At 51.4% G+C, this 22,578-nt stretch carries 22 protein-coding genes and 1 pseudogene; 3 read left to right on the top strand and 20 right to left on the bottom strand.

All coding sequences use genetic code 11. The features are described from left to right. Positions 1-28 precede the first annotated feature (28 nt). From queG to VF724_RS11475, 12 genes and pseudogenes are all read right to left on the bottom strand, one after another. The gene (gene queG / locus VF724_RS11420; protein WP_371754376.1) at positions 29-1,216 is read right to left on the bottom strand and encodes a tRNA epoxyqueuosine(34) reductase QueG; all 1,188 of its coding nucleotides are present in this window, start codon (positions 1,214-1,216) and stop codon (positions 29-31) included. A gap of 216 nt (positions 1,217-1,432) precedes the next feature. Continuing rightward, positions 1,433-2,518 (bottom strand): zinc-binding dehydrogenase, encoded by a 1,086-nt coding sequence (locus VF724_RS11425; RefSeq protein WP_371754377.1) that lies wholly within the window; start codon positions 2,516-2,518, stop codon positions 1,433-1,435. A gap of 34 nt (positions 2,519-2,552) precedes the next feature. Next, a complete protein-coding gene (locus VF724_RS11430; protein ID WP_371754378.1) occupies positions 2,553-3,290 on the bottom strand; it encodes an SDR family NAD(P)-dependent oxidoreductase in 738 nt (245 codons plus the stop codon). Positions 3,291-3,313: 23 nt separating this feature from the next. Beyond that, positions 3,314-4,336, bottom strand: coding sequence for a zinc-dependent alcohol dehydrogenase (locus VF724_RS11435; protein WP_371754379.1), 1,023 nt, complete (start codon positions 4,334-4,336; stop codon positions 3,314-3,316). A gap of 50 nt (positions 4,337-4,386) precedes the next feature. Then, positions 4,387-4,698 carry an aminotransferase class I/II-fold pyridoxal phosphate-dependent enzyme gene (locus VF724_RS11440; protein ID WP_371754380.1) on the bottom strand — a complete coding sequence of 104 codons (312 nt, stop codon included), beginning with the start codon at positions 4,696-4,698 and terminating at the stop codon, positions 4,387-4,389. A gap of 63 nt (positions 4,699-4,761) precedes the next feature. Then, on the bottom strand, positions 4,762-5,499 hold the full coding sequence (locus tag VF724_RS11445; RefSeq protein ID WP_371754381.1) for an ABC transporter ATP-binding protein: 738 nt from the start codon (positions 5,497-5,499) through the stop codon (positions 4,762-4,764). Beyond that, positions 5,477-7,483, bottom strand: coding sequence for a branched-chain amino acid ABC transporter ATP-binding protein/permease (locus VF724_RS11450; RefSeq protein WP_371754382.1), 2,007 nt, complete (start codon positions 7,481-7,483; stop codon positions 5,477-5,479). The genes VF724_RS11445 and VF724_RS11450 overlap by 23 nt, the downstream gene beginning before the upstream one ends. Positions 7,484-7,518: 35 nt before the next feature. Further along, complete coding sequence (locus VF724_RS11455) at positions 7,519-8,397, bottom strand: branched-chain amino acid ABC transporter permease (protein WP_371754442.1); 879 nt, start codon at positions 8,395-8,397, stop codon at positions 7,519-7,521. Positions 8,398-8,491: 94 nt separating this feature from the next. Further along, positions 8,492-9,697, bottom strand: a complete 1,206-nt coding sequence (locus tag VF724_RS11460) for an ABC transporter substrate-binding protein (protein WP_371754383.1) — start codon at positions 9,695-9,697, stop codon at positions 8,492-8,494. A gap of 182 nt (positions 9,698-9,879) precedes the next feature. Continuing rightward, complete coding sequence (locus VF724_RS11465) at positions 9,880-10,563, bottom strand: FadR/GntR family transcriptional regulator (RefSeq protein ID WP_371754384.1); 684 nt, start codon at positions 10,561-10,563, stop codon at positions 9,880-9,882. A 232-nt stretch (positions 10,564-10,795) separates the two neighbouring features. Further along, positions 10,796-11,092: pseudogene (locus VF724_RS11470) on the bottom strand (DUF402 domain-containing protein); the annotation flags it as partial. Positions 11,093-11,319: 227 nt separating this feature from the next. Beyond that, positions 11,320-11,742 carry a GNAT family N-acetyltransferase gene (locus VF724_RS11475; protein WP_371754385.1) on the bottom strand — a complete coding sequence of 141 codons (423 nt, stop codon included), beginning with the start codon at positions 11,740-11,742 and terminating at the stop codon, positions 11,320-11,322. A gap of 356 nt (positions 11,743-12,098) precedes the next feature. On the opposite strand from VF724_RS11475, the gene VF724_RS11480 reads away from it, so the two are divergent. Then, entirely contained in the window at positions 12,099-12,713 is a 615-nt protein-coding gene (locus tag VF724_RS11480; protein WP_371754386.1) for a superoxide dismutase, read from the top strand. A 61-nt stretch (positions 12,714-12,774) separates the two neighbouring features. Here VF724_RS11480 and mutY read toward each other — a convergent pair whose 3' ends face one another. The 4 genes from mutY to VF724_RS11500 all read right to left on the bottom strand — a co-directional run bounded on the left by mutY (position 12,775) and on the right by VF724_RS11500 (position 18,004). Next, entirely contained in the window at positions 12,775-13,959 is a 1,185-nt protein-coding gene (mutY, locus tag VF724_RS11485) for an A/G-specific adenine glycosylase (protein WP_371754387.1), read from the bottom strand. 73 nt (positions 13,960-14,032) lie between these two features. After that, a complete protein-coding gene (locus tag VF724_RS11490; RefSeq protein ID WP_371754388.1) occupies positions 14,033-15,727 on the bottom strand; it encodes a glycerol-3-phosphate dehydrogenase/oxidase in 1,695 nt (564 codons plus the stop codon). Between the two features lie 158 nt (positions 15,728-15,885). Beyond that, on the bottom strand, positions 15,886-17,376 hold the full coding sequence (gene glpK / locus VF724_RS11495) for a glycerol kinase GlpK (protein ID WP_371754389.1): 1,491 nt from the start codon (positions 17,374-17,376) through the stop codon (positions 15,886-15,888). A 49-nt stretch (positions 17,377-17,425) separates the two neighbouring features. Continuing rightward, positions 17,426-18,004: a glycerol-3-phosphate responsive antiterminator gene (locus VF724_RS11500; protein WP_371754390.1), complete on the bottom strand. Its 579-nt coding sequence runs from the start codon at positions 18,002-18,004 to the stop codon at positions 17,426-17,428. 137 nt (positions 18,005-18,141) lie between these two features. Here VF724_RS11500 and VF724_RS11505 point away from each other — a divergent pair, with 137 nt between their 5' ends. After that, positions 18,142-18,537 (top strand): c-type cytochrome, encoded by a 396-nt coding sequence (locus VF724_RS11505; RefSeq protein ID WP_371754391.1) that lies wholly within the window; start codon positions 18,142-18,144, stop codon positions 18,535-18,537. A gap of 62 nt (positions 18,538-18,599) precedes the next feature. Here the strand turns inward: VF724_RS11505 and acpS are convergent, their stop codons facing one another. Beyond that, positions 18,600-18,986: a holo-ACP synthase gene (gene acpS, locus VF724_RS11510; RefSeq protein WP_371754392.1), complete on the bottom strand. Its 387-nt coding sequence runs from the start codon at positions 18,984-18,986 to the stop codon at positions 18,600-18,602. A 100-nt stretch (positions 18,987-19,086) separates the two neighbouring features. Between acpS and bioA the strand changes: the two genes are divergently transcribed. Further along, positions 19,087-20,448, top strand: coding sequence for an adenosylmethionine--8-amino-7-oxononanoate transaminase (gene bioA / locus VF724_RS11515; RefSeq protein WP_371754393.1), 1,362 nt, complete (start codon positions 19,087-19,089; stop codon positions 20,446-20,448). A 12-nt stretch (positions 20,449-20,460) separates the two neighbouring features. Here the strand turns inward: bioA and nadE are convergent, their stop codons facing one another. The 3 genes from nadE to VF724_RS11530 form a co-directional block, all read right to left on the bottom strand. Further along, entirely contained in the window at positions 20,461-21,270 is an 810-nt protein-coding gene (gene nadE / locus VF724_RS11520) for an NAD(+) synthase (protein ID WP_371754394.1), read from the bottom strand. A gap of 134 nt (positions 21,271-21,404) precedes the next feature. Then, positions 21,405-21,839, bottom strand: coding sequence for a BrxA/BrxB family bacilliredoxin (locus VF724_RS11525; protein ID WP_371754395.1), 435 nt, complete (start codon positions 21,837-21,839; stop codon positions 21,405-21,407). Between the two features lie 238 nt (positions 21,840-22,077). Next, positions 22,078-22,527 (bottom strand): DUF3905 domain-containing protein, encoded by a 450-nt coding sequence (locus VF724_RS11530; protein ID WP_371754443.1) that lies wholly within the window; start codon positions 22,525-22,527, stop codon positions 22,078-22,080. Positions 22,528-22,578: the final 51 nt, after the last annotated feature.

The following is a 22,578-nucleotide window of genomic DNA, read 5'->3' on the forward strand; positions in this document are numbered from 1 at the left end:
TCATGTTGATGACATATCTTATATAATCTCACCCGCGAATGAAAGGCTTGCAGTCCAATCGTTCCAGCGCTTTGCCGATCCCTGAGCGCACACGCTTATCCTGCTCCTTCTGCATGGCCTCCCCCAAAATGCCAACCGTTTCATCGCCGCCGATTTTACCCAACGACCAGGCAGCAACTTCCCTCAACTCCGGTCGTTTGTCGCTCATAAGAATATCTCTCAGCAGTCCGACCGCACTTTCGTCTTTGAATTTGCCCAAAGCAATCACCGCATTGCGCTGAATCGGCTTCTTGCCCCTCCAGGAAGCCGCCATATGCCCGTACTGCGCCTTGAATTGCTTATTGCTTAATGTCAGCAGCGGCTTCAGCAGCGGCTTGACCCGTTCGTGGTCGGGCGCAAATTCAGAATGATGCGTCCAGTTTTTGCCCCCGTTTTTCGGACAGACCGTCTGACAGGTGTCGCAGCCGTAGATACGGTTTCCAATCTTTTCCTTCAGCTCGTCGTCAATGATTTCTTTCGACTGGGTCGCAAACGATATACAGCGGCCTGCATTTAATTGTCCCGGCCCCACCAATGCTCCGGTCGGACAAGCATCCAGGCACAGGGTACAGTCTCCGCATTCCTCTGTAACCGGCGCATCCGGAGGGAACGGAATGCTGGAGATCATCTCGCCCAAATATACCCAGGAACCGAATTCCGGCGTAATGAGCGAACAGTTTTTGCCTGACCAGCCGATTCCGGCGCGTTCCGCAACTGCGCGATCGACAAGGGCACCCGTATCCGTCATGCTCTCCATCCGCGCATCGGGAACCCTTCGGCGAATGAAGGACTCCAGCCGGGACAATCTGTCCTTCAGCACCCGGTGATAATCCTCACCCCAGGAAGATCGGGAAATGATCCCTCTATAAGCTCCCTGTTCGGATTGCGGCGGATTGATCAGCTTGGAAGGATACGCGACGGCGATGGAAATAATCGACCGGGGATCCGGCAAGCTGAGCTCCGGATGAACTCTCTTCTCGATATCCGGCTCTTCAAATCCCGATTCCCTGCCAAGCTCGCGGTGGCGGAGCAGAATCCCCTTCAATTCCCAAAAGGGGTCGGCTGAAGCGAAGCCGATCTTGTCGATTCCCAATTCCGCCAAATTCTCTTTGATTTCATCCTTTAACCGCTGCCAGCGCCGGCGTTCATCACGATCCGGTTGTTCCGGCAAATCCACCCTAGATCACCTGCCTTTGCAAATTGCATTGATCCGGATACAGTAAAAGTCGGAGTCCTTTATTCATGATATCAAATATTTAAAAAATATAAAAACCCGACAATTTGTGACATGACCTGTAACGGCAGAAAAAAAGACCGCGTTGTAACCGGCCCACCCGGCCAATTGTTCGCGATCTGTCGAAAGGCTCTGACGTTAGCGTCTCCAAATGCCAGTTTATCCTAAAATGATCGATGCGCGTGTGACTTCCCGGGATGCGGACTTATCCAGCGCCTCTTGAATATGTTCAAACGCATACTCGGCATCAAGCATATCGGAAAAAGGGTATTTCTCCACATTGTCGGAAAGAAATTGCAGCGACTTGTGCAGATACCAGGGATTGTAGCGCATTACCGGTATGATCGTCACCGATTTCCTCGTCAGCAGCCCCGGATCAAACTCGACAAGCTGTCCGGGTGAAATATTTCCGATCGTCACATACCTGCCGCCTAGACGCAGCAGATGAATTCCTTCACTAAAAGCCGCAGGAACCCCGGTTAATTCCATGACCACATCGGCTCCCTGTCCATTCGTCAGAAAACGGACAGCCTCCGCACGTTTTTCAACGGTGTCATATTCATTCATGTCAATGATATGATCGGCACCAAACTTCTTGGCCATCTCCAATCGCGAAGCAATTCCGTCAATGACAATGACCCTGGCCCCTTTTTCCTTCGCAACGGCGGCGGCATTCAAACCCAATCCTCCGGCTCCTTGCAGAACCACTGTTTCCGCATAGCTCAAAACCGCCTTATCGAAGCCGAAATAAACTTGTGACAACGCGCAGTTTGCGCTGGCAGCGGCGACATCCGGCACATTGTCCGGCACTTTGTAGAAATACTGATTGGGATGGATATAATAGTGCGTGGCAAAAGATCCATGAAAATGAGGCGCCTCCTCCGGCGGCTTATTCCAAAATTCAATGCCTCTTTCACATAGATAAAAATCTCCCCGAACGCAAGCGCTGCATTTGCGGCACGTTTGAAAATATGCCGTAACAATGCGGTCTCCGACACGGACCGGCTGACCCGCATAATCCGTTGTCACACCTTCTCCCAAGCTTTCAACCACACCGATCATTTCATGACCGAGCACCCCTGTTTTTTTCGTCGGATGATGCCCGCGCCAAATATGCAATTCGGAACCGCATACATTCGTGCGGACAATCTTTAAAATGACGGCTCCCGCTTCAGGCTTGGGAATGTCATACTCCCTGAACTCCAGCTTCATCGGTTCGACCATGTACGAAACTTTGCCTTTCATCGACAGCTTCCCCTCTTCAAGATTTGATGGTTGATCAGATAAACATGCCGCCGTCGACAATAATCGTTTGCCCAGTTACAAAACCGGCGGAAGTGATCAAGGAATACGCCACCTCCGAAACATCCTCCGGTGCAGCCACCCGCCCGAGCGGGGTTCCGTCGGCCAAACGCTGGATATGATCCTCCTGCCCCTTCACCCACCGTGTATCGACGACACCCGGAGCAACGCTGTTGACTCTGACTTCAGGCGCCAACACGCGGGCCAGCGATTTCGTCACGCTGATCGCGGCGGCCTTCGAAGCCGCGTAGGCAATCGAGCTTCCCAATCCGGTCATGCCGGCAATCGACGTAATGTTGACAATGCATCCCTTGTTTTTTTTCAATTCGGGAGCAGCTGCGCGGCAGCAAAAAAACATTCCTTTTACATTTACATTAAAGGCATTGTCCCAATATTCCTCTTTTAATCCTTCCAAATCCGCATGCTCAACAAAATTCGTCATTCCCGCATTATTCACCAAAATATCAAGCCGGCCAAATTTGTCAATCGCCGCCTGGACCATTTCGCGAATTTGCTGATCATCCCCTACATCCGCTTTGTACAAAAGTGTCCTGACGCCAAATCTTTCGGCATCCGCCTGCGTTTCACGCGCCTCTTTTTCCGAACGGGAATAATTGATCACGACATCCGCGCCGGCTTCCGCAAGGCGCAGTGCAATCGAACGGCCGATTCCGGTCGCAGATCCCGTGATCAATGCTGCCTTTCCTTGTAGCATGTATACTTCCCCCTTTTTCTAAGTTAAAACGTTATCAGCACTTTCATGGACTGATCTTCTTTTTTGTCTACCAAGCGGAACCCTTTATCCGCTTCCGAATATGGAAGCACGTGGGACACGATGGATTCAAACGGAATGGACCCGGCCAGCAGGAGGTCAATCGCCGTCCTTGTATCTTCGCGCATATACGTAAATGAACCGATAAGCTCTTTTTCCATTCCTTGCAGTTGTATGACATCGAGGGGTTGTTCGCCATGAAACATGGCTACCGCCACGGCACGCCCTCCCTTGCGCAGCAACGACAGCGCTTGGTTGATAATGCCCGGAGCACCGGCGGCGACAAACACTTTATCAAACTCGCCGCCGGCTATTTTCTTGGCGTCGATGGCCCAGTTGTCTCTGCCGCGGATATTCAATGTGTGGGTTGCACCCAATTTAACAGCATGCTCGAGTGCATAATCCAGCACATCGGTCGCCATTAAGACCGTCGCTCCGGCAGCTTTGGCGGCGGACAGCGTCAATAGACCGATCGGCCCTGCTCCAAGGATGGCAACCCGTTCACCCACGCGCAAATCCGCTTTTCGTACTGCGTGTACGCCTACAGCGAGCGGTTCCGCCAGCACGGACAATTGATAATCCATCGTCTTCGGAACAACGAATACGCATTCTTCCGGAGCCGCAAAATATTCTGCCATCGTGCCATACCAATTTCCGATCCCTGGCGCGGAACGATTTGCACAATAATGGATTCGTCCTGTGAAACAGGGCTCACATTTCCCGCATCCGTATTGAGGCTCGACTGTAACATGATCACCGACCTTCACCTTGCTTGTGCGGCTTCCGACCTCGACGACCTCTCCCGATACTTCGTGTCCGATAACAACCGGAGGCTTACGGAAGGGATGAATGCCTTTGTAGGTATGAATATCAGAGCCGCATATCCCGGCCGTTTTCACTTTAATCAGCACTTCATGCTCTCCGATTACCGGCTTTGAAACATTTTTAACGACAACGGTATAAGCGCTTTCAACTATAACTGCCTTCATGAATGAACACCAACCCTCCGCCTCAGTCTTTCACTACACGCCTGATACGGTTAATGCCTTCTCTGATTTCTTCTTTTGAAGACAACCTGTTCCGGTGACACATTGATGTGATTCAAATTGGAAATATGCTCAGCGATCGCCTCCCGCAATTCCATGATCCCGGCAGAGGGGGAATAATGAGTATAATTCTCCCCAATCGCCCATTTTCCCTTCTCTTTAATATTCTCCGGCGTATCAAAATCAGGCTCGCCGATCGCAAAGCTGATAATTTTCCGCCCTTGTGCCTCCAGCCTTTTCACTTGAGCCAAAACCTCAAATGCATTCTCCGTCCCCAATTGCGACATTCTTTCAGCGAACTTCATGAATTCCCCCCTGTTTATAAACTTATGAAAAGCCCCCAGGTCAATTGAGTGGCGTCCTATGAATCAACCATTGGCTTGTTTGATCAGCTTGGATGAGCCAAGATAGGCTTCCTGCACTTTTTCATCATTCAACAAGGCCCGGGCATTATCCTGCAGTACCACACGACCCGTCTCCAGAATGTAGCCGCGGTGGGCAATGGACAGGCTTTGCCGTGCATTCTGCTCGACCAGCAGCACGGTCACACCCTGCTCACGATTGATCTGTTTGATTTTTTGAAAGACGTTCTGCACAATGACTGGAGCCAAACCCAGCGAAGGTTCGTCAAGCATCAGCAGACGCGGACTCGCCATCAGTCCGCGGCCGATCGCGCACATTTGCTGCTGGCCGCCGGAAAGAGACCACCCCAGTTGGTCGATGAGCCGTTCCAGATCGGGAAAAACCGCCAGAACCTCATCAATAAGCCGATTCATCTCCTTTTTTGTGACCTTTCGGTTGGAAGCTCCAAGCACAAGATTCTCCCTCACAGTCAGCCCCGGAAAAATTTTGCGTCCTTCCGGCACATGAATGATGCGTTTTTTTACAACTTCCTCCGGCGACATTTCGTTCATATTCTCGCCATGAAACGTGATCGACCCCTTGGACGGGCGGAGCAGCTGCGATATGGTCCGCAGCGTTGTCGTTTTACCCGCTCCGTTGGAGCCCAATAAGACAACCGTCTCCCCTTCATTTACCTCAATGGTGACATTCTTCAACGCGACGATCTCTCCGTACAGGGTTTCAACTTGATTGAGTTTCAGCATGAACAAATTCCTCCCCAAGGTAAGCTTTGATCACTTCAGGATCACTGAGCACCTTCCCGATGGTTCCTTCGCTGATTTTCACGCCAAAATCCATCACTGTCACATGGTCGGCCACTTCCGTCACCAAATCCATATCATGTTCGATCAACAGCAGGGTCAAACCCAGCTGATTCAAACGTTTTAACAGCTTGACAAGCTCCTGAGTCTCCTCCGGATTCATCCCCGCCGCCGGCTCGTCAAGCAGCAGCAGCTGCGGTTCCTGCACCAGCGCCCTGGCAATCTCGACCATCCGCTGCTGGCCGTAAGACAAGTTCTTGACCAGCGCATGGTACTTCGTAAAGCCGACAAAGCGCAGCGATTCCTCCGCCTTGGCCCTGATCCGCATTTCTTCTTCCACCGCCCGCTTTGTGGTGAAAACAATACCGGCCAAGCCGGTTGTACTGCGGGAATGGTGCCCGATCATGACATTGTCGATCACGCTGAGCTCGGGAAACAGACGGATGTTCTGAAAGGTGCGGGACAGCCCGATCTTGACAATTTGATGAGGTTTATGGTTGGTCAGCTCCCTGCCCTTGAAGCTGAAACTCCCGCCGGTTGCCGTATACAAGCCGCTTAACACATTGATTACCGTCGTTTTTCCCGATCCGTTGGGACCGATCAGCACATGAATTTCTCCTTTTTTCACATTAAAGTCCAGACCGTCAACCGCTTTGACGCCTCCAAAATACTTCTTCAAGCCCTTGACCTCAAGGAGCACTGCCTGTCTCGTTTCCTCCGCCTTCAGAATGGGGACAACGCCGCCGTTCCCGGTATGCCGCGCGCTGCCGGCCATGCTGGAGACGGCCGCCTCGGCCGCAATCGCCGCCTCTTTCCGGGCGTTTGTGCCTTCGGCTTGTCGGGCACGCTCTTCCAGAAACGATAATTTCCCGCCCTGCGGAAATTTGATTGCCGTTTTTTCATCGTCATCGACCGAATGCCGATTCAATTTGCTGAACAGCTTCAGCACAATGCTCCAGATTCCGCCTGGCAAAAAGGCCATGAAGATCATGATCAACCCGCCGTAAATCATCTTGTAAAAAGCATTAAAATCACGCAGCAGCTCCGGTAAAGCCCCCAGAAAGACCGTTCCCAGCAGCGTCCCTGCAATCGATCCCGAGCCTCCGATAATCGCCATCGCAAAAAACACGACCGACTGATCGAAGGTGAAAACTGTCGGACTTATATACTGGTAGCTGGATGCGAACACGATCCCGCCCAGACCGCCCAGCGCCGCACTGACCGAAAAGGCAAGCAGCTTCGCCTTGAACATATCAATGCCGTTGGTCTGCGCCGCCAATCCGTCTTCCTGCACGGCCAGCAAGGCGCGTCCCAGACGGGAATGGCGGAGGCGGTAAACGATATAGGCGGATAAACCCAGCAGCAGTAATCCGAACCAATAAAACCAAACGTCGCCGCCAAGTCCCATCGCACCGGTCACCATGATGTCGGAAGCGAAAGGCAGTGTCGGACGCGGAATATTCATGATCCCGTCAGCCCCGCCCGTCACGCTTTTCCAGTTGAACAAAATCATATAGACGATCACGCCGAACCCGATCGTTGCCAGCGCCAGATAATGCGTTACCAGACGCAAGCAGACGGCGCCGAGAATCAGCCCTGCCAGCAATGGAACAATGATTCCGAACAAAAACGCCTCCCAGAAGCTCCAGCCGTGCATGCCGGTGAGAATGGCCAGCACATAGGCGCCCAATCCGAAAAATGCTGCCTGTGACAGCGCAATTTGCCCCGCATAGCCCAGCGCTACGGTCAGTCCCAGTGTCGCTATGCAGTAAGAAATGATCGCAATCATTTGGGTGAGCAAGTAACTGTTATCCTTAAAGATGACAGGAAGAGCTATGGCCAATACCGCAACGATGCCAACTGCAGCCAACGCTGCTTTCCCCATCTTGTTCCGGCTTTTCAAGTCAAATCCCTCTATCTTCGCCAAGACGCATCTCCTTCCTTTCCGCGATTTGATGGAAATTAAGCCTTCGTGCCGATTTTTTCACCGAATAACCCGCTCGGACGAAAGATGAGGAACAGCACCAGAACAATGAAGGCGGATGCGTCCATGTATGCCCCCATGCCAAAATAGGCGCTGAACGATTCAATCACTCCAATGAAAAGTCCTCCGACAATCGCTCCTTTCGCATCGCTAAATCCGCCGACAATGGCCGCCGCAAAAGCCTTCAGTCCGAAGATCGAGCCGATCGTTGTCGTCAGAGTGAATAACGGCGCCAGCAAAATCCCTGCGATGCCGCCCAAGGCCGTGCAGTAAACAAAGGTGAGGCCGTTCATCCATGCCACATTGATACCCATCAGACGCGCAGTTTCAGGATCCTGTGCCGTTGCCTGCATCTTCTTGCCCAGATTGGTCTTTTCGAACAGAAAGAATTGAAAGCCGAACAACAGCAGCGCGAAAACGATAATCACCAGGCTCTGCCGCGGCAAGGGAAGACCTCCCAGTTGAATCGGATCCCCGCCGATAAGAGGCGGCAGGCTTCTTGGATCCGGACCGTAAATCACCAAAAACAGGCTTTGAAAAAACATCGAAGCCCCCAGCGTGCTGATCATGACAGGCAGAAATGACTTGCTGCGGCTGCGAAACGGCCGGTATACCCCGATTTGATATAAAAATCCGAAAATCCCCATGATCAGTACCGAGGCGATAAGCGCAAACCAAATGGGAATCCCGTTGGAATACAAAGATAAACAGATAAATGCGCCTACCATAATAAAATCGCCCTGCGCAAAATTCACCACATTAACGGCAACATAAACGAGGACGAAGCCCAATGCGATCAAGGAATAAATACTGCCCATCGCCAATCCGTTGACCAGCAGTTGAAACGTTGTTTCCATCGACACTGCGATACCCCTCCCTCCGGTCTCTTCATAAAGCGAGAGGATTCGGCCGGATGAACCCGCCGAATCACTCTCACGCCTGATTTTCCGATTAGTGAACGGTTACAATCTTGCCGCCTTCCACTTTTACGATTGAATAGCTATGTAGACCGTCGCCATTCGCATCAAAGGTATAATTTCCTTCGGCCCCGTCGTAATTTTTTATCGCAAGAATACCATCGCGAATGTCATCCGGTTTGGTGCTTTTCTTCTCATTGATCACCTTCGCAAAAACATGAAGGGCGTCATAAACCCATGCAGTGTAGACATCCGGTGTTTCGTTATACTTCGCCTTAAACTTTTTCACAAAAGCTATGGTAGCGTCGCTTTGATCGGCCGCAAAGTCATTGACGCTGTATACGCCGTTCAGATTGTCCCCGGAAATCTTGAGCGTGACTTCCTGTGCCAAGGATGGCGAGCCGATCAATTGGTATTTGAAGCCCTTTTCATGGATTTGGTTGACCATTTGGCCCGCGTCTTCAGAGTTGGTCATATAGGTGTTTACGGCCTCCGCTCCTTTGTCGGCGAATTTCTGCAGGAACGGAGTGAAATCCTTGTTGCCCGTATTGTACGATTCAACCGCAACGGGTTCGATACCCATTTCTTTGTAGTTTTGAAGCAGCAAATCCTTGCCGCCGCTTCCAAACGCGTCGGAATCATAAATAATGGCTATTTTCTTGTAACCCAGCTTTTTAGCTGAAAATTCCGCGATGGACTTTGCAGCATAACCGTCATGAGGACGGAAACGGAAATACCACTTGTCGCCCAGCTTTGTCGTCAGTCCTACGTTAGTGCCTCCTATGGCAACCGGGATGCCGGCTTTTTTGGCGAATGAATCGGTCGCCTGCACGTTCGTGCTTCTGATCGATCCGATTACCGCCACAATATCCTTATCGGAGACCAGCTTTTGAAATGCACCTACCGCGCCTTGCTGCGTTCCCTGTGTATCCTGAAAAACTACTTCGAGCTTCTTACCCAGAATTCCGCCGGCGGCGTTGATTTCCTCGAGGGCCAAATCTATTCCCATTTTCTTGAACTTTCCCGACAATGCCGACTTCCCCGACAAGTCGCCAAGCGCCCCGATCTTAACCGTTCCGCCGCTTTGAGCGCTGTCGCCGCCGCTTTGACCGGCTTGTTTGCCGCTGTCATTGCCTTTGCTCGAGGTACCGCCGCTGCTGGGCTGACTGCCGCCGCACGCAGTTAATACCAACATGAATACAATAATAGCCATGGTGATTCCCAATATTGATTTTTTCACCTTGCAGCCTCCTTCGGTCAATGTTTTTTGAAAGTCGTTTCACTAACCAGTCCATTTTTGATTAAACTTTATCACCTCCTCAAATCCTGACAGGTATGCGCTTACATTTTGCAATGTGTCCATTCGTGTCTTATCAGTTGATTTCCCGGCGACCGGCTTTCCCCACGCCCCAAAATAATCTTTTAAATAAATCCCATTTCTTTGAATGCATCGATATCTTCCCGAATTTGCTTCATATGTCCGCGAATGGCCTGCACCGATTTTTCTTTATTTCTTTCTTTAAGCGCCGCGACAATCTTCTTATGATGCGTCTGGCCCCTTTCCATCGAACGGGGAGAATGAAAAATCATTTGCTCGCGCTGTGCATGTATTAGCTCCAAAATCGAATTCATAAAAATTAAATAGATCGGATTTCCCGCCGATTTCACCACTTCAAGATGAAACTGGTTATCAAGCATTAAAAATTGCTTAATATCTTGCAGCGACAGATCCAATTGCTCCACAATTTTCTCCAAATGCACTACTTGCTCATCATTGATGCGCTGAGAACTATACTGAATGATCGACGTCTCCAAGACTTCGCGGGCTTCAACCAATTGCTCCATTGTAATCTTGTTTTGCCCTAAAATTCGCTGTATGGATTCGGTTACCAACTGTTTTTGGGGTTCAGTGATGAACACTCCCTTTCCGGGCTGTACCCGAACGAAACCTTTTTGCTCTAAGTTTTTAATTGCTTCCCGTATGACGGTTCGACTGACGGAAAATCGCTTTGCCAATTCTCTTTCCCCCGGCAAACGGTCACCAGGTTTGACACGGTCCGTAAAAATCATATCCTCAATTCGGTCCACAACATTAATATATAGCAAGTTTAACCTCCCATGTAAGTAACTGGTCCAACCGGTATAATATTAAAGAAAATATAACACCCTGCATATTTTGTGTCAATAAATATAATTGAATATTCTATTTTTTCTGAATATTTGACATACATAAGAACGCAAAAAAATAACCTGATCTAATCAGGTCTGAACAATAAAATACATTCCACATAATAAGACTTAAGCCCCCGTGTTTTTCAGGTATCATAAATAAAGGCACGACGACCTGAACCTGTCCATCCGGTGTCGGCACCACATCCAAATCATAATCAATGTAAGTGAGCGTATCTCCGCTTACATACGGCGGGGATGCAATGTTGCAGTAATACCGGATACCCTGTGCCTCGATCAAGGCGACAATATTAAACCATTGGTCGGGAATAAAAAAGGAAACGGCCGGAATTCTGCTGATCCATTCCCGGCCGTCCGATTCCCGAATCCTCGTTTGATTGTTTATCAGCACATGCATGGACTCGTTTATATGATCGGGGTGCAGTATTTGTTGCGGCACAGCCCAGTAAAGAGAAAAGTTGTCCATTGCGCATCCTTTCCTCAAATCAACCTATCCTCACTGCTTACCGTACCCCTATCATAAGTGGAAAAATGATTCACAGTAAAGAAACCTCCACCGGCGCAAAGCCTACCATGCAAAAAGATAGGCACTTCTTCAAACCCAGCCGGGTATGGAGACATGCCTTTATTTGTGCGTATTCATTTCATTTGCGGCTTGGCAGATCGTTGGCATTATCCGTTTGCAATGCTTAGCTTCTCGATAGAACGGGTAAAGTCGTTCCCGCGATATCCCATTGATTCGTACAAGGGTATCAACGGTTCATTATGCGAGTCCAGCGTAACCAAAACCCTTCTGACTTTATGCCGGTCAAAACGCTCTTTCAGCGCCCGGATCAAGGACCTGCCGATGCCTCTGCGCTGGAATGGGGGAAGAACGGCGATTCTGTAATAATAACCGTGGTTATTATCAATCGTTCCGATCAGAATTCCGACTATCGTGTTGTTCTCCTGAGCCACCAACACAAGCTCGCTGTCCCATGACAATTGTTTGGCAAAAGCGGCCATCGTTTCGGTATAGCAGGTTTCCGTAAGAACTTCCTTGAGCAAACGGGTGACAGAGGAATAATCAGACAATTGAAACGAGCGAATTTGCATATAAAAGACTCTCCCCCTAAAGTTCGGTCTGTTTAATGGTAAGAATATAAATACGACGAAAAACGCTAATATCCTGCAAAAAATTAAAATAAAATTAAAAAAAACGCCACAAAATCGTTAAAACCCTTGAAAACGCTTTAATTTAAGCGTTTTCAAGGGTTTTTTAGGGGATTAACGGCATTAACTTTCTAAGTTTCAATATTAATCTTAGCGGATTTTTGAAAAAATTTCTATAGTAATTTGAGCTTCTTTCTAATGCATAAACCGATAACTTTTCATACATAAACATTGATTTGTTATAAAAAATCGGTAATAATATAAGTTGTGTAATTACATAATATTGGGAGGTATGTTACATGGCACATCAATTGCCACCATTACCGTATCCAAATAACGCTTTGGAGCCGTATATCGACGAACAAACCATGATGATTCATCACGATCGTCACCACAATGCGTATGTGACTAACTTAAACGCTGCTCTTGAAGGACAACCCGAACTTCAGAATAAGAGCATTGACGATTTGATCGCCGATTTGAACAGCGTGCCGGATAACATCCGCACTGCCGTTCGCAACAATGGAGGAGGTCACGCAAACCACTCCCTGTTCTGGCAGATCATGAAGCCCAACGGCGGCGGAGAGCCTGCCGGCAAATTGGCCGAAGCCATCAAGGGCGAACTCGGCGGATTTGAGAAGTTCAAAGAGGATTTCTCCAAAGCCGCAGCAACCCGCTTCGGCAGCGGATGGGCATGGCTGAGCGTCGACAAGAACAAAAAGCTTGTCGTAAGCAGCACTCCGAATCAGGACAATCCGATCATGGAAGGCCTGACACCGATTCTGGGCCTGGACGTTTGGGAGCATGCCTATTATTTGAAATATCAAAACAAGCGTCCTGATTACATCTCCGCTTGGTGGAGCGTCATCAATTGGGAAGAAGTCGGCAAACGATACGAGGCAGCCGTGCAATAATATCGCGATTGCACAATAACAAACAGCATCCGAACTCTGGTCCGGATGCTGTTTTTGCTTTTCAGAACTCCTCTTCCCGCTCGGCTATGGGGCCATTCCAATCAATACCGGGCAGTCTTTTGGCATATTCCCGGATAATCCTGATAAACACGTTGGGAAAAACGAACCTCTCAAGCTCCTGCGGCTCGATCCAGCGCAAATCATCCCGGTCCGATCCGCCTCCTGTCGCTGAACCGGGGAGATCCATGCTGTCAGACAACCCCTGCGGGTTACCCAAGTAATTGCATACATAAACGTCCAACTCCCAACGGATGTGGCTGAACGTGTGATTCGTTCTAAACCATTTGCCCAGCGGCTCAATCGGCAATCTCTCTTCCTCAAGCAATTTCTCTTTCAGCAGCACCATGCCGTCAGCATCTGCCGCAGCATAATGGGGAAGCTCCCACATTCCCGCCAGCAGCCCCTCATCGGGGCGGCGGCGGATCAAAATTTGTCCAGTCCGGTTTCCAGCGCCTTGGATTAAAGCAACGACTCTTTGCTCGCGTCTCGGCGGCTGTGCTTTCTTCTTGACCGGCAGCTGTTCCTCCATGCCGTTCAAGCGTCCCGCGCAGTTCTCCATGACCGGACAAATCAGACAATTCGGCGATTTGGGAGTACAAATCAGCGCTCCCAATTCCATCAAAGCTTGATTGAAGCTGCCGGCCTCACCCTCCGGAATCAGTTCCCTGGCCAGCTTCTCCATCTCCGTTCTCGTGCCCGGTTTGGAGGTGTCATCGAGAATCAGAAAAAACCTTGAGAATACCCGCATCACATTTCCGTCCACCGCCGGTTCCGGCCGATTATACGCAATGCTTAGCACGGCCCCGGCCGTATAGGGACCGACCCCTTTCAAGCTGCCGATTTGATCCCGCTTATCCGGCACCCTACCTCCATACCGTTCCTTCACTTCCCTGACCGCTGTTTGCAAGTTGCGCGCCCGCGAATAATATCCCAAACCCTCCCAGGCCTTCAACACATCCTCTTCCGGCGCTTCGGCCAGCGCCTCAACCGTCGGAAACCGTTCAATAAATCGATGGTAATACGGAATGACCGTATCCACCCGGGTTTGCTGGAGCATGATTTCCGATACCATGATCCGGTAAGGATCGTTGGTTCGCCTCCACGGCAAATCCCGTTTGTGGATCCGGAACCACTCCAATAAATTGCTGCTGAAATATTGCCGGATCTCTGCAGTTGAACGCTCCATAGAAAACTCCTTTAGGCAAAAATCGAATTAAACCTTCTACTTAAAAAATTATATATAAAAACCGATATCGAGGCTACTTCATTAGATGGTCGTCGATCATGCGCCGCTGCCTAGCGCGCTCATCGGCGGCCCACCCCAACATGTCCGCCATCAGCTCCGTCACGCGTTCCGCCTCACGCTCCGCGCGAAGCCGGTCGAAGTTCAGCATTCCGGTTCTGCGAGCCAAAAAATCAGTTGCCGTTGCAGCCATTTCATGCTCCACGCAGTACCGCACCTCAGCGCGCAGGATACACGCTGCCGGATCCCGCTCCTGTCGCCCAACGGATGCTTCATCCGAAGTTTCCCCCGCACTGTGCACTGCATTTTCAAATTCCCGGTAGATGTGCTCCGTATTGGAGCCGTACAGAGAAACCAGACGCTCCGCCGTGTTCCGATCGATGCCTATCGCCATTCCCCGTTCGGTCAAATGGGCCCGGCAGTCTTCGAAAGTCGGGAACCCGTTTTTGTCACCCCCGCTGATAACGATCCGATCCGTGGAGCATGCGGGAAATCCAAGCCCTGCTTCATCCTTTATTTGGGCCGCGACCGAATCGACCACCTTCTGCGCCATTTTGCGAAAGCCCGTCAGCTTCCCTCCGGCAATGGAAATCAAGCCAGAGGCTGACATGAAAATTTCATCCTTCCGGGAAATCTCGGACGGAGCCTTGCCTTCTTCTCCGATCAGCGGGCGCAGGCCCGCCCAGCTTGATTCAATGTCTGACTCCTTGAGCCCGGCTTCCGGAAACATCGCATTCACCGCATGAATCAAATATGCCCGATCGTACTTCGTCGTGCCCGGGCTTTCAATCGGTCCCTCATATACGGTATCGGTCGTCCCGATATAGGTCTTTCCCTCCCTGGGAATCGCAAAAATCATGCGGCCGTCAGGCACATCAAAATAAACCGCCTGCCGGATCGGCAGCCTGGAATGATCCACGACCAGATGGACCCCTTTTGTCAGCAGCAGCTTTTTGCCGTAAAGCGAGCCGTCCTTTTGCCTTAAAAGGTCAACCCACGGGCCGGCCGCATTCACAATTTTTTGGGCCCGGATTTCATATGACTTTCCGGACCGCTCATCTGTGCACCTGACACCGGCCGCTCTGCCCTGTTCATACAAAAAATCCGTCGCCTTCGCATAATTCACGATCCCGGCTCCATATGCGTGAGCCGTTTTCATGATGTCGACGGTCAACCGGGCGTCATCCGTACGGTATTCATAATAACAGCCCGCTCCGATTAAGCCGTCCCGCTTCAGCAGCGGCTCCATCCGGATCGTCTCCTCCCGGCCCAGCATCCTGCGCCGTTCGTTCGGTTTGACCCCGGCCAGCCAATCATATAGATAGAGCCCGACGGAGCTTGCCCAGTAGCCGTATGTTCCGCCTTTATAAATCGGCATCAGCATCGGCGCGGGAAGGACGATGTGCGGCGCGTTGCTGTGCAGAAGCTCCCTTTCCTTCCCGACTTCCCTGACCAGCTTCACTTCTCCCTGTTTCAAATATCGCAAACCGCCATGAACCAGCTTCGTCGATTTACCGCTCGTTCCGGAAGCGAAATCCCCCATTTCCAGCAGTCCGACCTTCATCCCGCGGACTGCGGCGTCCCATGCGATCCCCGCACCGGTAATGCCCCCTCCGATCACCAGCAAATCGAGTTTGTCTGCGGACATTTCCGCCAACACTTGTTGTCGTTCCAGCGCCGAAAAACGGCGCTTCCCCGGCATGCTTCCCATGATCCATTCCCCCGACCCAAGAAATTCGGCATTTCGCCGATATTTACGGCCAAAAAAAAGAGAGGCCGCAACCAACACTACAGCAGTCATGCCATAATGCCAGCGGTCTCTCCGTTTCTCCAGCCAATTATTAACTTGAATCCATTATACAATATTTTCTATTTGAATGCCATAGCAGCCCGCACCGCTTTTTTCCAGCCGCCGTATAATTCCTGCCTTTGCGTTTCCGGCATAGCCGGCTTGAAATCCTTTCCGATCTCCCACAGGGCGGCGATTTCATCCGTATCCTTCCAATAGCCGACCGCCAGTCCGGCCAAATACGCAGCCCCCAAAGCAGTCGTTTCATTAATGGCGGACCGCTGGACAGGCACCCCCAAAATATCACTCTGGAACTGCATCAGGAAGCTGTTCCTCACCGCGCCTCCATCCACCCTCAGTGTTTTCAACGATATGCCCGAGTCCCCCTCCATCGCGTCCAGCACGTCCTTGGTCTGGTAAGCCAAGGATTCCAGCGTGGCGCGGATGAAATGCTCCTTGGAGGTGCCCCGCGTCAGACCGAACACCGCCCCCCGCACATCGCTGTCCCAGTAGGGAGTACCCAACCCGACAAAAGCGGGGACGACATACACCCCTTCGGTCGATTCCACCCTCGCGGCATATTCCTCGCTCTCCCGGGCATCGTTGAACATTCGCAATCCGTCACGGAGCCACTGGACAGCCGAACCGGCAACGAATATGCTGCCTTCCAGGGCATATTCCACTTTCCCGTTCAGCCCCCAGGCAATCGTCGTCAGCAGCCCGCGGCTCGACCCGACCGCCTGCTCTCCGGTGTTCATCAGCATGAAGCAGCCGGTTCCATAGGTGTTTTTGGCCATCCCCCGCTCAAAGCACGCCTGTCCGAATAAGGCGGCTTGCTGATCGCCTGCGGCGCCGGAAATCGGAACTGCTCTGCCAAAGAAATGCTGCTCCGCCGTATGCGCATAGACCTCAGAGGAGGGGTGCACCTGTGGAACCATCGAACCCGGAACACCCAATATCTCCAGCAGCTGCTCATCCCAACGCAGCTCATGAATGTTGAACATCAGAGTCCGGGAAGCATTCGAATAATCCGTGACATGCGCTGTTCCCCCGGACAGCTTCCAGATCAGCCAGGTGTCGACCGTTCCAAACAGCAAATCCCCTTGCTCGGCCTTTTCGCGGGCTCCCTCCACATGCTGGAGGATCCATTTCACTTTCGTTCCGGAAAAATAAGCATCGATCAGCAGACCGGTTTTGCTGCGGACCAAGGACTCGTGCCCGGACGCTTTCAGCTGCTCGCAGATCCCCGCGGTTTGCCGCGATTGCCAAACTATAGCGTTATATACCGGCTGGCCCGTTTGTTTGTCCCATACCACGGTCGTTTCCCGCTGATTGGTGATGCCGACCGCGGCAATTTGCTCCGGCTTTGCATTCGCTTCCGAAAGAACGGAAGCCATGACGAAGCGCACGCTTTCCCAAATTTCCAGCGCATCGTGCTCCACCCAGCCGGGCTTCGGAAAAATTTGCGTAAATTCCTTTTGCGCCATATGCACGATCCGCCCCCGCCGATCGAATAAAATCGCCCTGGAGCTTGTCGTGCCTTGGTCCAAGGCCATTATATACCGCTCCATTACAACCCCTCCGTTCCTTTATTTGCGGTTAGACAATTTTCAGGATAGTTCATTTTATTTTTCCCTGTGGCTCAAACTGCTCCCAGAGCTCCGTATTCGAAGTCGTAATAGCCGCCGCGCCTGCATCCAGGGCATTATGTACATCATCCACCGAACGGATCAGTCCACCGGCCAAAACTGGCTTTCCCGTCCGTTCTCTCACTTCCTTTATAATGTGGGGGATGCAGCCGGGAAGCACCTCAATATAATCCGGCTGAGTCGTCCCGATCAAGCCGTAGCTCTTCTCAAGCGCATTCGAATCCAGCAGAAATACCCGTTGAATGGCGAGCACGCCTTTCTGCCTGGCCTTCAGAATCACTTTCGATTTGGTTGAGATTAGGCCGGCCGGTCTAAAATCCTGACACAGAAATTCCGCCGCATATTCATCATTCTTCAGACCGTGTATCAGATCGGCGTGCAGGAGCATCTTCTTTCCGCTGTTTTTCACAATTTTTTGGATGCCTTTAAGCTGGACCACATGGATATCCATGACGACAAAGCTGTCGTAAGCGGTTTTCATGAATTTGTCAAAATCCTTCAAACTCCTTACTGCAGGCAGTACTTTCTGGCCGCTTGATTCGATCGACATGCCCTTTCCTCCCGCGTATCGCATCCTTATGTGATATAAATCATACACCTTTATTTTGTCATATTGTATTATGATGGAGGTCATACTAGTTATGTTATCACAGCTCGAAAATTATTGACCAGGAGGGAGAAATCGCCATGCTGAAAAAAATCACTGTTTACACCGGAGCTTTGCTGCTGATGATCGCAATGCTGTCGGCATGCGGAGCCAAAACAGACAACCAAGTCAGTCCCCAACCCAGCCCTGGCGCCACTCAAGGTGCTGATCAAGGGGCAGCCCCGGGCGGCAAACAGGAAGCTGCAAAGGTCGATGTACAGGCCATTTATACGCAAAAATGCGTGACCTGCCACGGAACGGATTTGGAAGGGAAATTAGGGGGCAAAACGAATCTGCAGCACGTAGGCGCCACTTTGACGAAGGATCAAATCGCTACTCAGATCAGCAACGGAGGCAACGGAATGTTGGCCTTCAAAGGGACCTTGAGCGAGGATGAAATCGAAGCGATGGCGGAATGGCTTGCCGCAAAAAAATAAGAATAAGCAGCGAAAATATTGCTGAAAAAAGTTCCGATCGGATTCATCGGAGCTTTTTTGTGTTACGGGATTTCCGCGGCCGCAAAGGAAATCGCGTAGCTTTGGCTGTGGGAAATGCTGAGATGAGTCTGCAGCGAATCTGTGAAGCCAAGCCTTTGGAGTGAGGCCGCGGAAATGCAGCATATCGGTTTGCCGTTGGCGTCGGGCAAGATCTGCAGATCGTGAAACCCCACTTCTCCGCCGATCCCGCATCCCAGCGCTTTCACGACCGCTTCTTTTGCGGCAAACCGGCCTGCGGCAAACTCCGCCAAGCGTCCGCTTCGCTGTTTCGCCAGAGCTCTTTCCTCTTCGGTCAGCACCCTTTCCAGAAACCTCCGGCCTGCCGATCCTTCCAGCAGCTTGCGAATTCTCGCTATTTCCACGATATCCGTGCCTATTCCAATCAGCATGTTCTTTTGCACCGCTTTCCTGAGTTTGCTTTTAAGTTTATCCCATTTTTAGTACAATTGGAATATCGCTGCATAACGCAATGGGCAAGGAGGAAATCATATGGATGAGAGCTCGAAACGTCATCTGCTGGACAAAGACAGGCAGTTTGTTTGGCATCCTTTCACGCAAATGAAGGATTACGCCGAAAAGGATCACCTTCTCATTGAAAAAGCCGACGGTGTTTTTCTTTACGATGCGGACGGCAACCGATATTACGATACAATCAGTTCCTGGTGGGTGAACGTTCACGGACACGGACATCCGCGCATCAAACGGGCGATTGCCGGTCAGCTCGATTCCATGGATCATGTGATGTTCAGCGGATTGACGCATCCCACGGGCATTGAGCTGGCGGAAAAGCTGACGGAGATTGTCCCCGCAGGCTTGTCGCATGTGTTTTATTCCGACAACGGCTCCACCGCCGTGGAAGTCGCTGTGAAAATGTCCTTTCAATATTGGCAGCAAATCGGCGAGAAGCAAAAGACGAAGTTTGTCTTTCTGGAAAACAGCTATCACGGAGACACGATCGGCGCTGTCAGTGTCGGCGGAGTGGAGATGTATCACTCCCTGTTCAAACCTCTGCTGTTCGATGCCTATCGAATTCCTTCGCCGAATGTTCACATTTGGCCCGATCAGACGGAGCAGGGGGCCGATGCGTGCGTGAAGCGCGCTCTCAACGAAGCGGAGAAGCTGTTCCGGGAGAAGCACGGCGAAATTGCCGCGGTCATCGTGGAACCGATGATTCAGGCGGCCGGAGGGATGATTATTTATCCCGCTGAATATTTGAGAAGGCTTCGCGAGCTGTGTACCCGCTACCGCATCCATCTGATTGCCGATGAAGTGGCTGTCGGGTTTGGGCGGACGGGCCGGATGTTCGGATGCAATCATGCGGGAATATCCCCCGATCTGATTTGTCTGTCCAAGGGATTGACCGCCGGGGTTATTCCGCTCGCCGCCACGCTCTGCACGGATGAGATTTATATGGCCTTTTACGATGATTATGAGACGCTAAAAACGTTTTTTCACGGCCACAGCTTTACGGGGAATCCGGTAGCCGCAGCCGTCGCCTTGGAAAGCCTCTCCATCTTCAACGACGAACGGGTGCTCGAACGGGTTCAGGAAACCTCGGCTGTGCTGAGTGAACGCTTGCGGAGGCTGGAGTCGCATGAACACGCCGGACGCATCCGCTCGCTGGGAATGGTCGGAGCATTCGATTTATTGGCGGACAAATCCTCAGGAAGAAGCTTCGATTCGCGCGAGAGAACCGGCAATAAGGTATACTGGGAGGGCCTCAAAGAAGGGCTCATTCTGCGTCCGCTCGGAGACACGATTTACTTCTGGCTGCCTCTGGCCGTTACGTCCGAGCAGGTGATCGACATTACGGAACGGACAGAGCGGGTGCTCCATCGAATGAGGCTGTAGCATGATTTCGATTCAGATTCCCGGTATCGGACTGCGCTTGTGTTCGGTAATCTGGTATTGCCTTTCCAGCTTTTCCTTCACCTTCGGATCGATTTCTTTTCCCTCGAGGTAGCTGCTGTTATCCTCATAGCTGATTCCAAGCTCATCCTCATCGGTCTGTCCGGGCCATAGTCCCGCTGTCGGCGCTTTGGTGATGACCTGTTCGGGAATCCCCAGCTTTCCGGCCAACAAGCGGACCTGCCGCTTGTTCAAAGAGCTTAACGGCGTGATATCCACGGCCCCGTCGCCCCATTTGGTGAAAAAACCGGTCAGCGCCTCGGAAGCGTGATCCGTCCCAACGACCAGCAAATTTAGTTCAACGGCGAGCGCGTACTGTTTGACCATCCGCGTTCTCGCCTTCATGTTGCCCTTTGCCACGCGCGAAAGATGCTTGTGAACGCCCAGCGATTTCAGCGCGAATTCGACTTCCAGCGCCATCTCGTCGACGGAGTCCCTGATGTTGGTTTCCACCCGGCGCTGCAAATTGATCGCATCAGCCACCGCATAGCTGTCGGTAATATCCTCTTGATCCCCATAAGGCTGAAACACACCCAGCGTAAAGTATTCTTTGCCCTTTTCCCGGGTCAATTCGTCTGTGGCCTTCTTGCAGAGCGCCGCTGCAACCGCACTGTCGACTCCTCCGCTGATGGCAATCAACAGCCCGTCCATGCCGGTATTCGAAAGATAATTCTTCAAAAAATCAACGCGCCTTCTGATCTCCTCCTCCGGATCGATCTCCGGCTTTACGCCGAATCTGCGTATGATATCCTGCTGCAGGCTCATGGTTGAACCCTCCTTCATCTATACATTGACCATGATCATCTGCTTCTTAGTATAGACGAATGGCACATTTTATCAAGCGCCGTGAAAAAAACAATCCCCTGATGTCAGGTTTCCCAACATCAGGGGAGAAGCTTTTATTTGCAGTATTCGTCGAAGGCCGCCGTCAGTTCGGCAGCGATTTGCTCCGCCGCACGATTTTCGATGTTGTGTCTCGGGATAAAATGCACGAGCTCCCCGTCCTTCATCAATGCGATCGATGGGGATGAAGGCGGATTCGGAAGGAAATATTCCCTCGCTTTCTCCGTTGCCTCCCGATCTTGGCCTGCAAACACGGTAAACAAATGATCGGGCACCGCATCATGCTGCAGTGCGAGAGCAACCCCGGGACGGCACAATCCGGCGGCGCATCCGCAAACCGAATTGATCACAACAATTGCCGTACCCTTGGCATAGGGGATATTTTCGACGACTTCTTCCGGAGTGCGAAGCTCCTTGAAGCCGATTCTCGTCAATTCGTCCCGCATGGGCTGAATGACATCCTTCATGTACATTTCAAAGGACATGGACATTATGAATCACTCCTTGCGGCATCATTATAATAGTTTTTAATACAAAATGTTTCTTAAGTCATATTATACATACCCCCGGAGGGAAATGAAAGCATGAAATTGCCGCAAGTAAACTTCGTCCTTCAGTCTTAGACAGCGTGACAAAATAACTTCCACTAAAATGTTGGCAAAAATCATTAAACCGTTGATATTTTGCCAACAAAAGTGGAACTAATTTTTGTCACGCGTCCTTGCTCATTCACCCGTTCTTGCCGGCCTCCTTGTTGAACCCAGTTTGGCTCGCGGGATCAGCCGCGGCCCGATCCACCACGTCCGAGTCCCGGCCTGCCCCTGTTCCGGCTTCAAACGCCGGGTAAGCCGCATCCTTATCGGCATGCTCGAATATCCCGCTTTGCGGGACGATCCCTTTCTCGAAGTAATCCCGATTCTCCGCAGACTGAAAGCCGATGTCCTTATATGGATGCACCCATTCGTCACCGGCCATTACGGCGGGATCGGTGTCTTTGCTCCATTGATTCAGCGGCGAATTGGGCGACTCGTATTGATGGTCGCCGATCACCACCCCATGTTCATTCACGAAGGCTTCCCGCGGTCCCCTTCCCCGCTGAAATTCGGGCAGAAATTCGATTTCAAAAGGGTCCAGGTCACGGCCTGCGAAAGCATCGGCAGTGCCGCCGAGGTTGTCCATGTTCTCCCCGTTGCCGCCGGTTTGCTTTTGCTTCGGATCTGACATTATGCA

Origin of the sequence: Ferviditalea candida, from assembly GCF_035282765.1 — a bacterium.
Classification (GTDB): domain Bacteria; phylum Bacillota; class Bacilli; order Paenibacillales; family KCTC-25726; genus Ferviditalea; species Ferviditalea candida.

Excerpts from the sequence above, each read along its gene's own strand:
- VF724_RS11445 (WP_371754381.1), bottom strand. The coding sequence starts at position 5,499 with ATGCTGAAACTCAATCAAGTTGAAACCCTGTACGGAGAGATCGTCGCG.
- VF724_RS11430 (WP_371754378.1), bottom strand. The coding sequence starts at position 3,290 with ATGCTACAAGGAAAGGCAGCATTGATCACGGGATCTGCGACCGGAATC.
- VF724_RS11455 (WP_371754442.1), bottom strand. The coding sequence starts at position 8,397 with ATGGAAACAACGTTTCAACTGCTGGTCAACGGATTGGCGATGGGCAGT.
- VF724_RS11440 (WP_371754380.1), bottom strand. The coding sequence starts at position 4,698 with ATGAAGTTCGCTGAAAGAATGTCGCAATTGGGGACGGAGAATGCATTT.
- glpK (WP_371754389.1), bottom strand. The coding sequence starts at position 17,376 with ATGGAGCGGTATATAATGGCCTTGGACCAAGGCACGACAAGCTCCAGG.
- VF724_RS11475 (WP_371754385.1), bottom strand. The coding sequence starts at position 11,742 with ATGCAAATTCGCTCGTTTCAATTGTCTGATTATTCCTCTGTCACCCGT.
- VF724_RS11530 (WP_371754443.1), bottom strand. The coding sequence starts at position 22,527 with ATGGACAACCTCGGCGGCACTGCCGATGCTTTCGCAGGCCGTGACCTG.
- VF724_RS11500 (WP_371754390.1), bottom strand. The coding sequence starts at position 18,004 with ATGTCGATCGAATCAAGCGGCCAGAAAGTACTGCCTGCAGTAAGGAGT.
- VF724_RS11490 (WP_371754388.1), bottom strand. The coding sequence starts at position 15,727 with ATGGGAAGCATGCCGGGGAAGCGCCGTTTTTCGGCGCTGGAACGACAA.
- nadE (WP_371754394.1), bottom strand. The coding sequence starts at position 21,270 with ATGAGCCTGCAGCAGGATATCATACGCAGATTCGGCGTAAAGCCGGAG.
- acpS (WP_371754392.1), bottom strand. The coding sequence starts at position 18,986 with ATGCTGATTGGAATAGGCACGGATATCGTGGAAATAGCGAGAATTCGC.
- bioA (WP_371754393.1), top strand. The coding sequence starts at position 19,087 with ATGGATGAGAGCTCGAAACGTCATCTGCTGGACAAAGACAGGCAGTTT.
- VF724_RS11480 (WP_371754386.1), top strand. The coding sequence starts at position 12,099 with ATGGCACATCAATTGCCACCATTACCGTATCCAAATAACGCTTTGGAG.
- VF724_RS11505 (WP_371754391.1), top strand. The coding sequence starts at position 18,142 with ATGCTGAAAAAAATCACTGTTTACACCGGAGCTTTGCTGCTGATGATC.
- VF724_RS11525 (WP_371754395.1), bottom strand. The coding sequence starts at position 21,839 with ATGTCCATGTCCTTTGAAATGTACATGAAGGATGTCATTCAGCCCATG.
- VF724_RS11425 (WP_371754377.1), bottom strand. The coding sequence starts at position 2,518 with ATGAAAGGCAAAGTTTCGTACATGGTCGAACCGATGAAGCTGGAGTTC.
- VF724_RS11435 (WP_371754379.1), bottom strand. The coding sequence starts at position 4,336 with ATGAAGGCAGTTATAGTTGAAAGCGCTTATACCGTTGTCGTTAAAAAT.
- mutY (WP_371754387.1), bottom strand. The coding sequence starts at position 13,959 with ATGGAGCGTTCAACTGCAGAGATCCGGCAATATTTCAGCAGCAATTTA.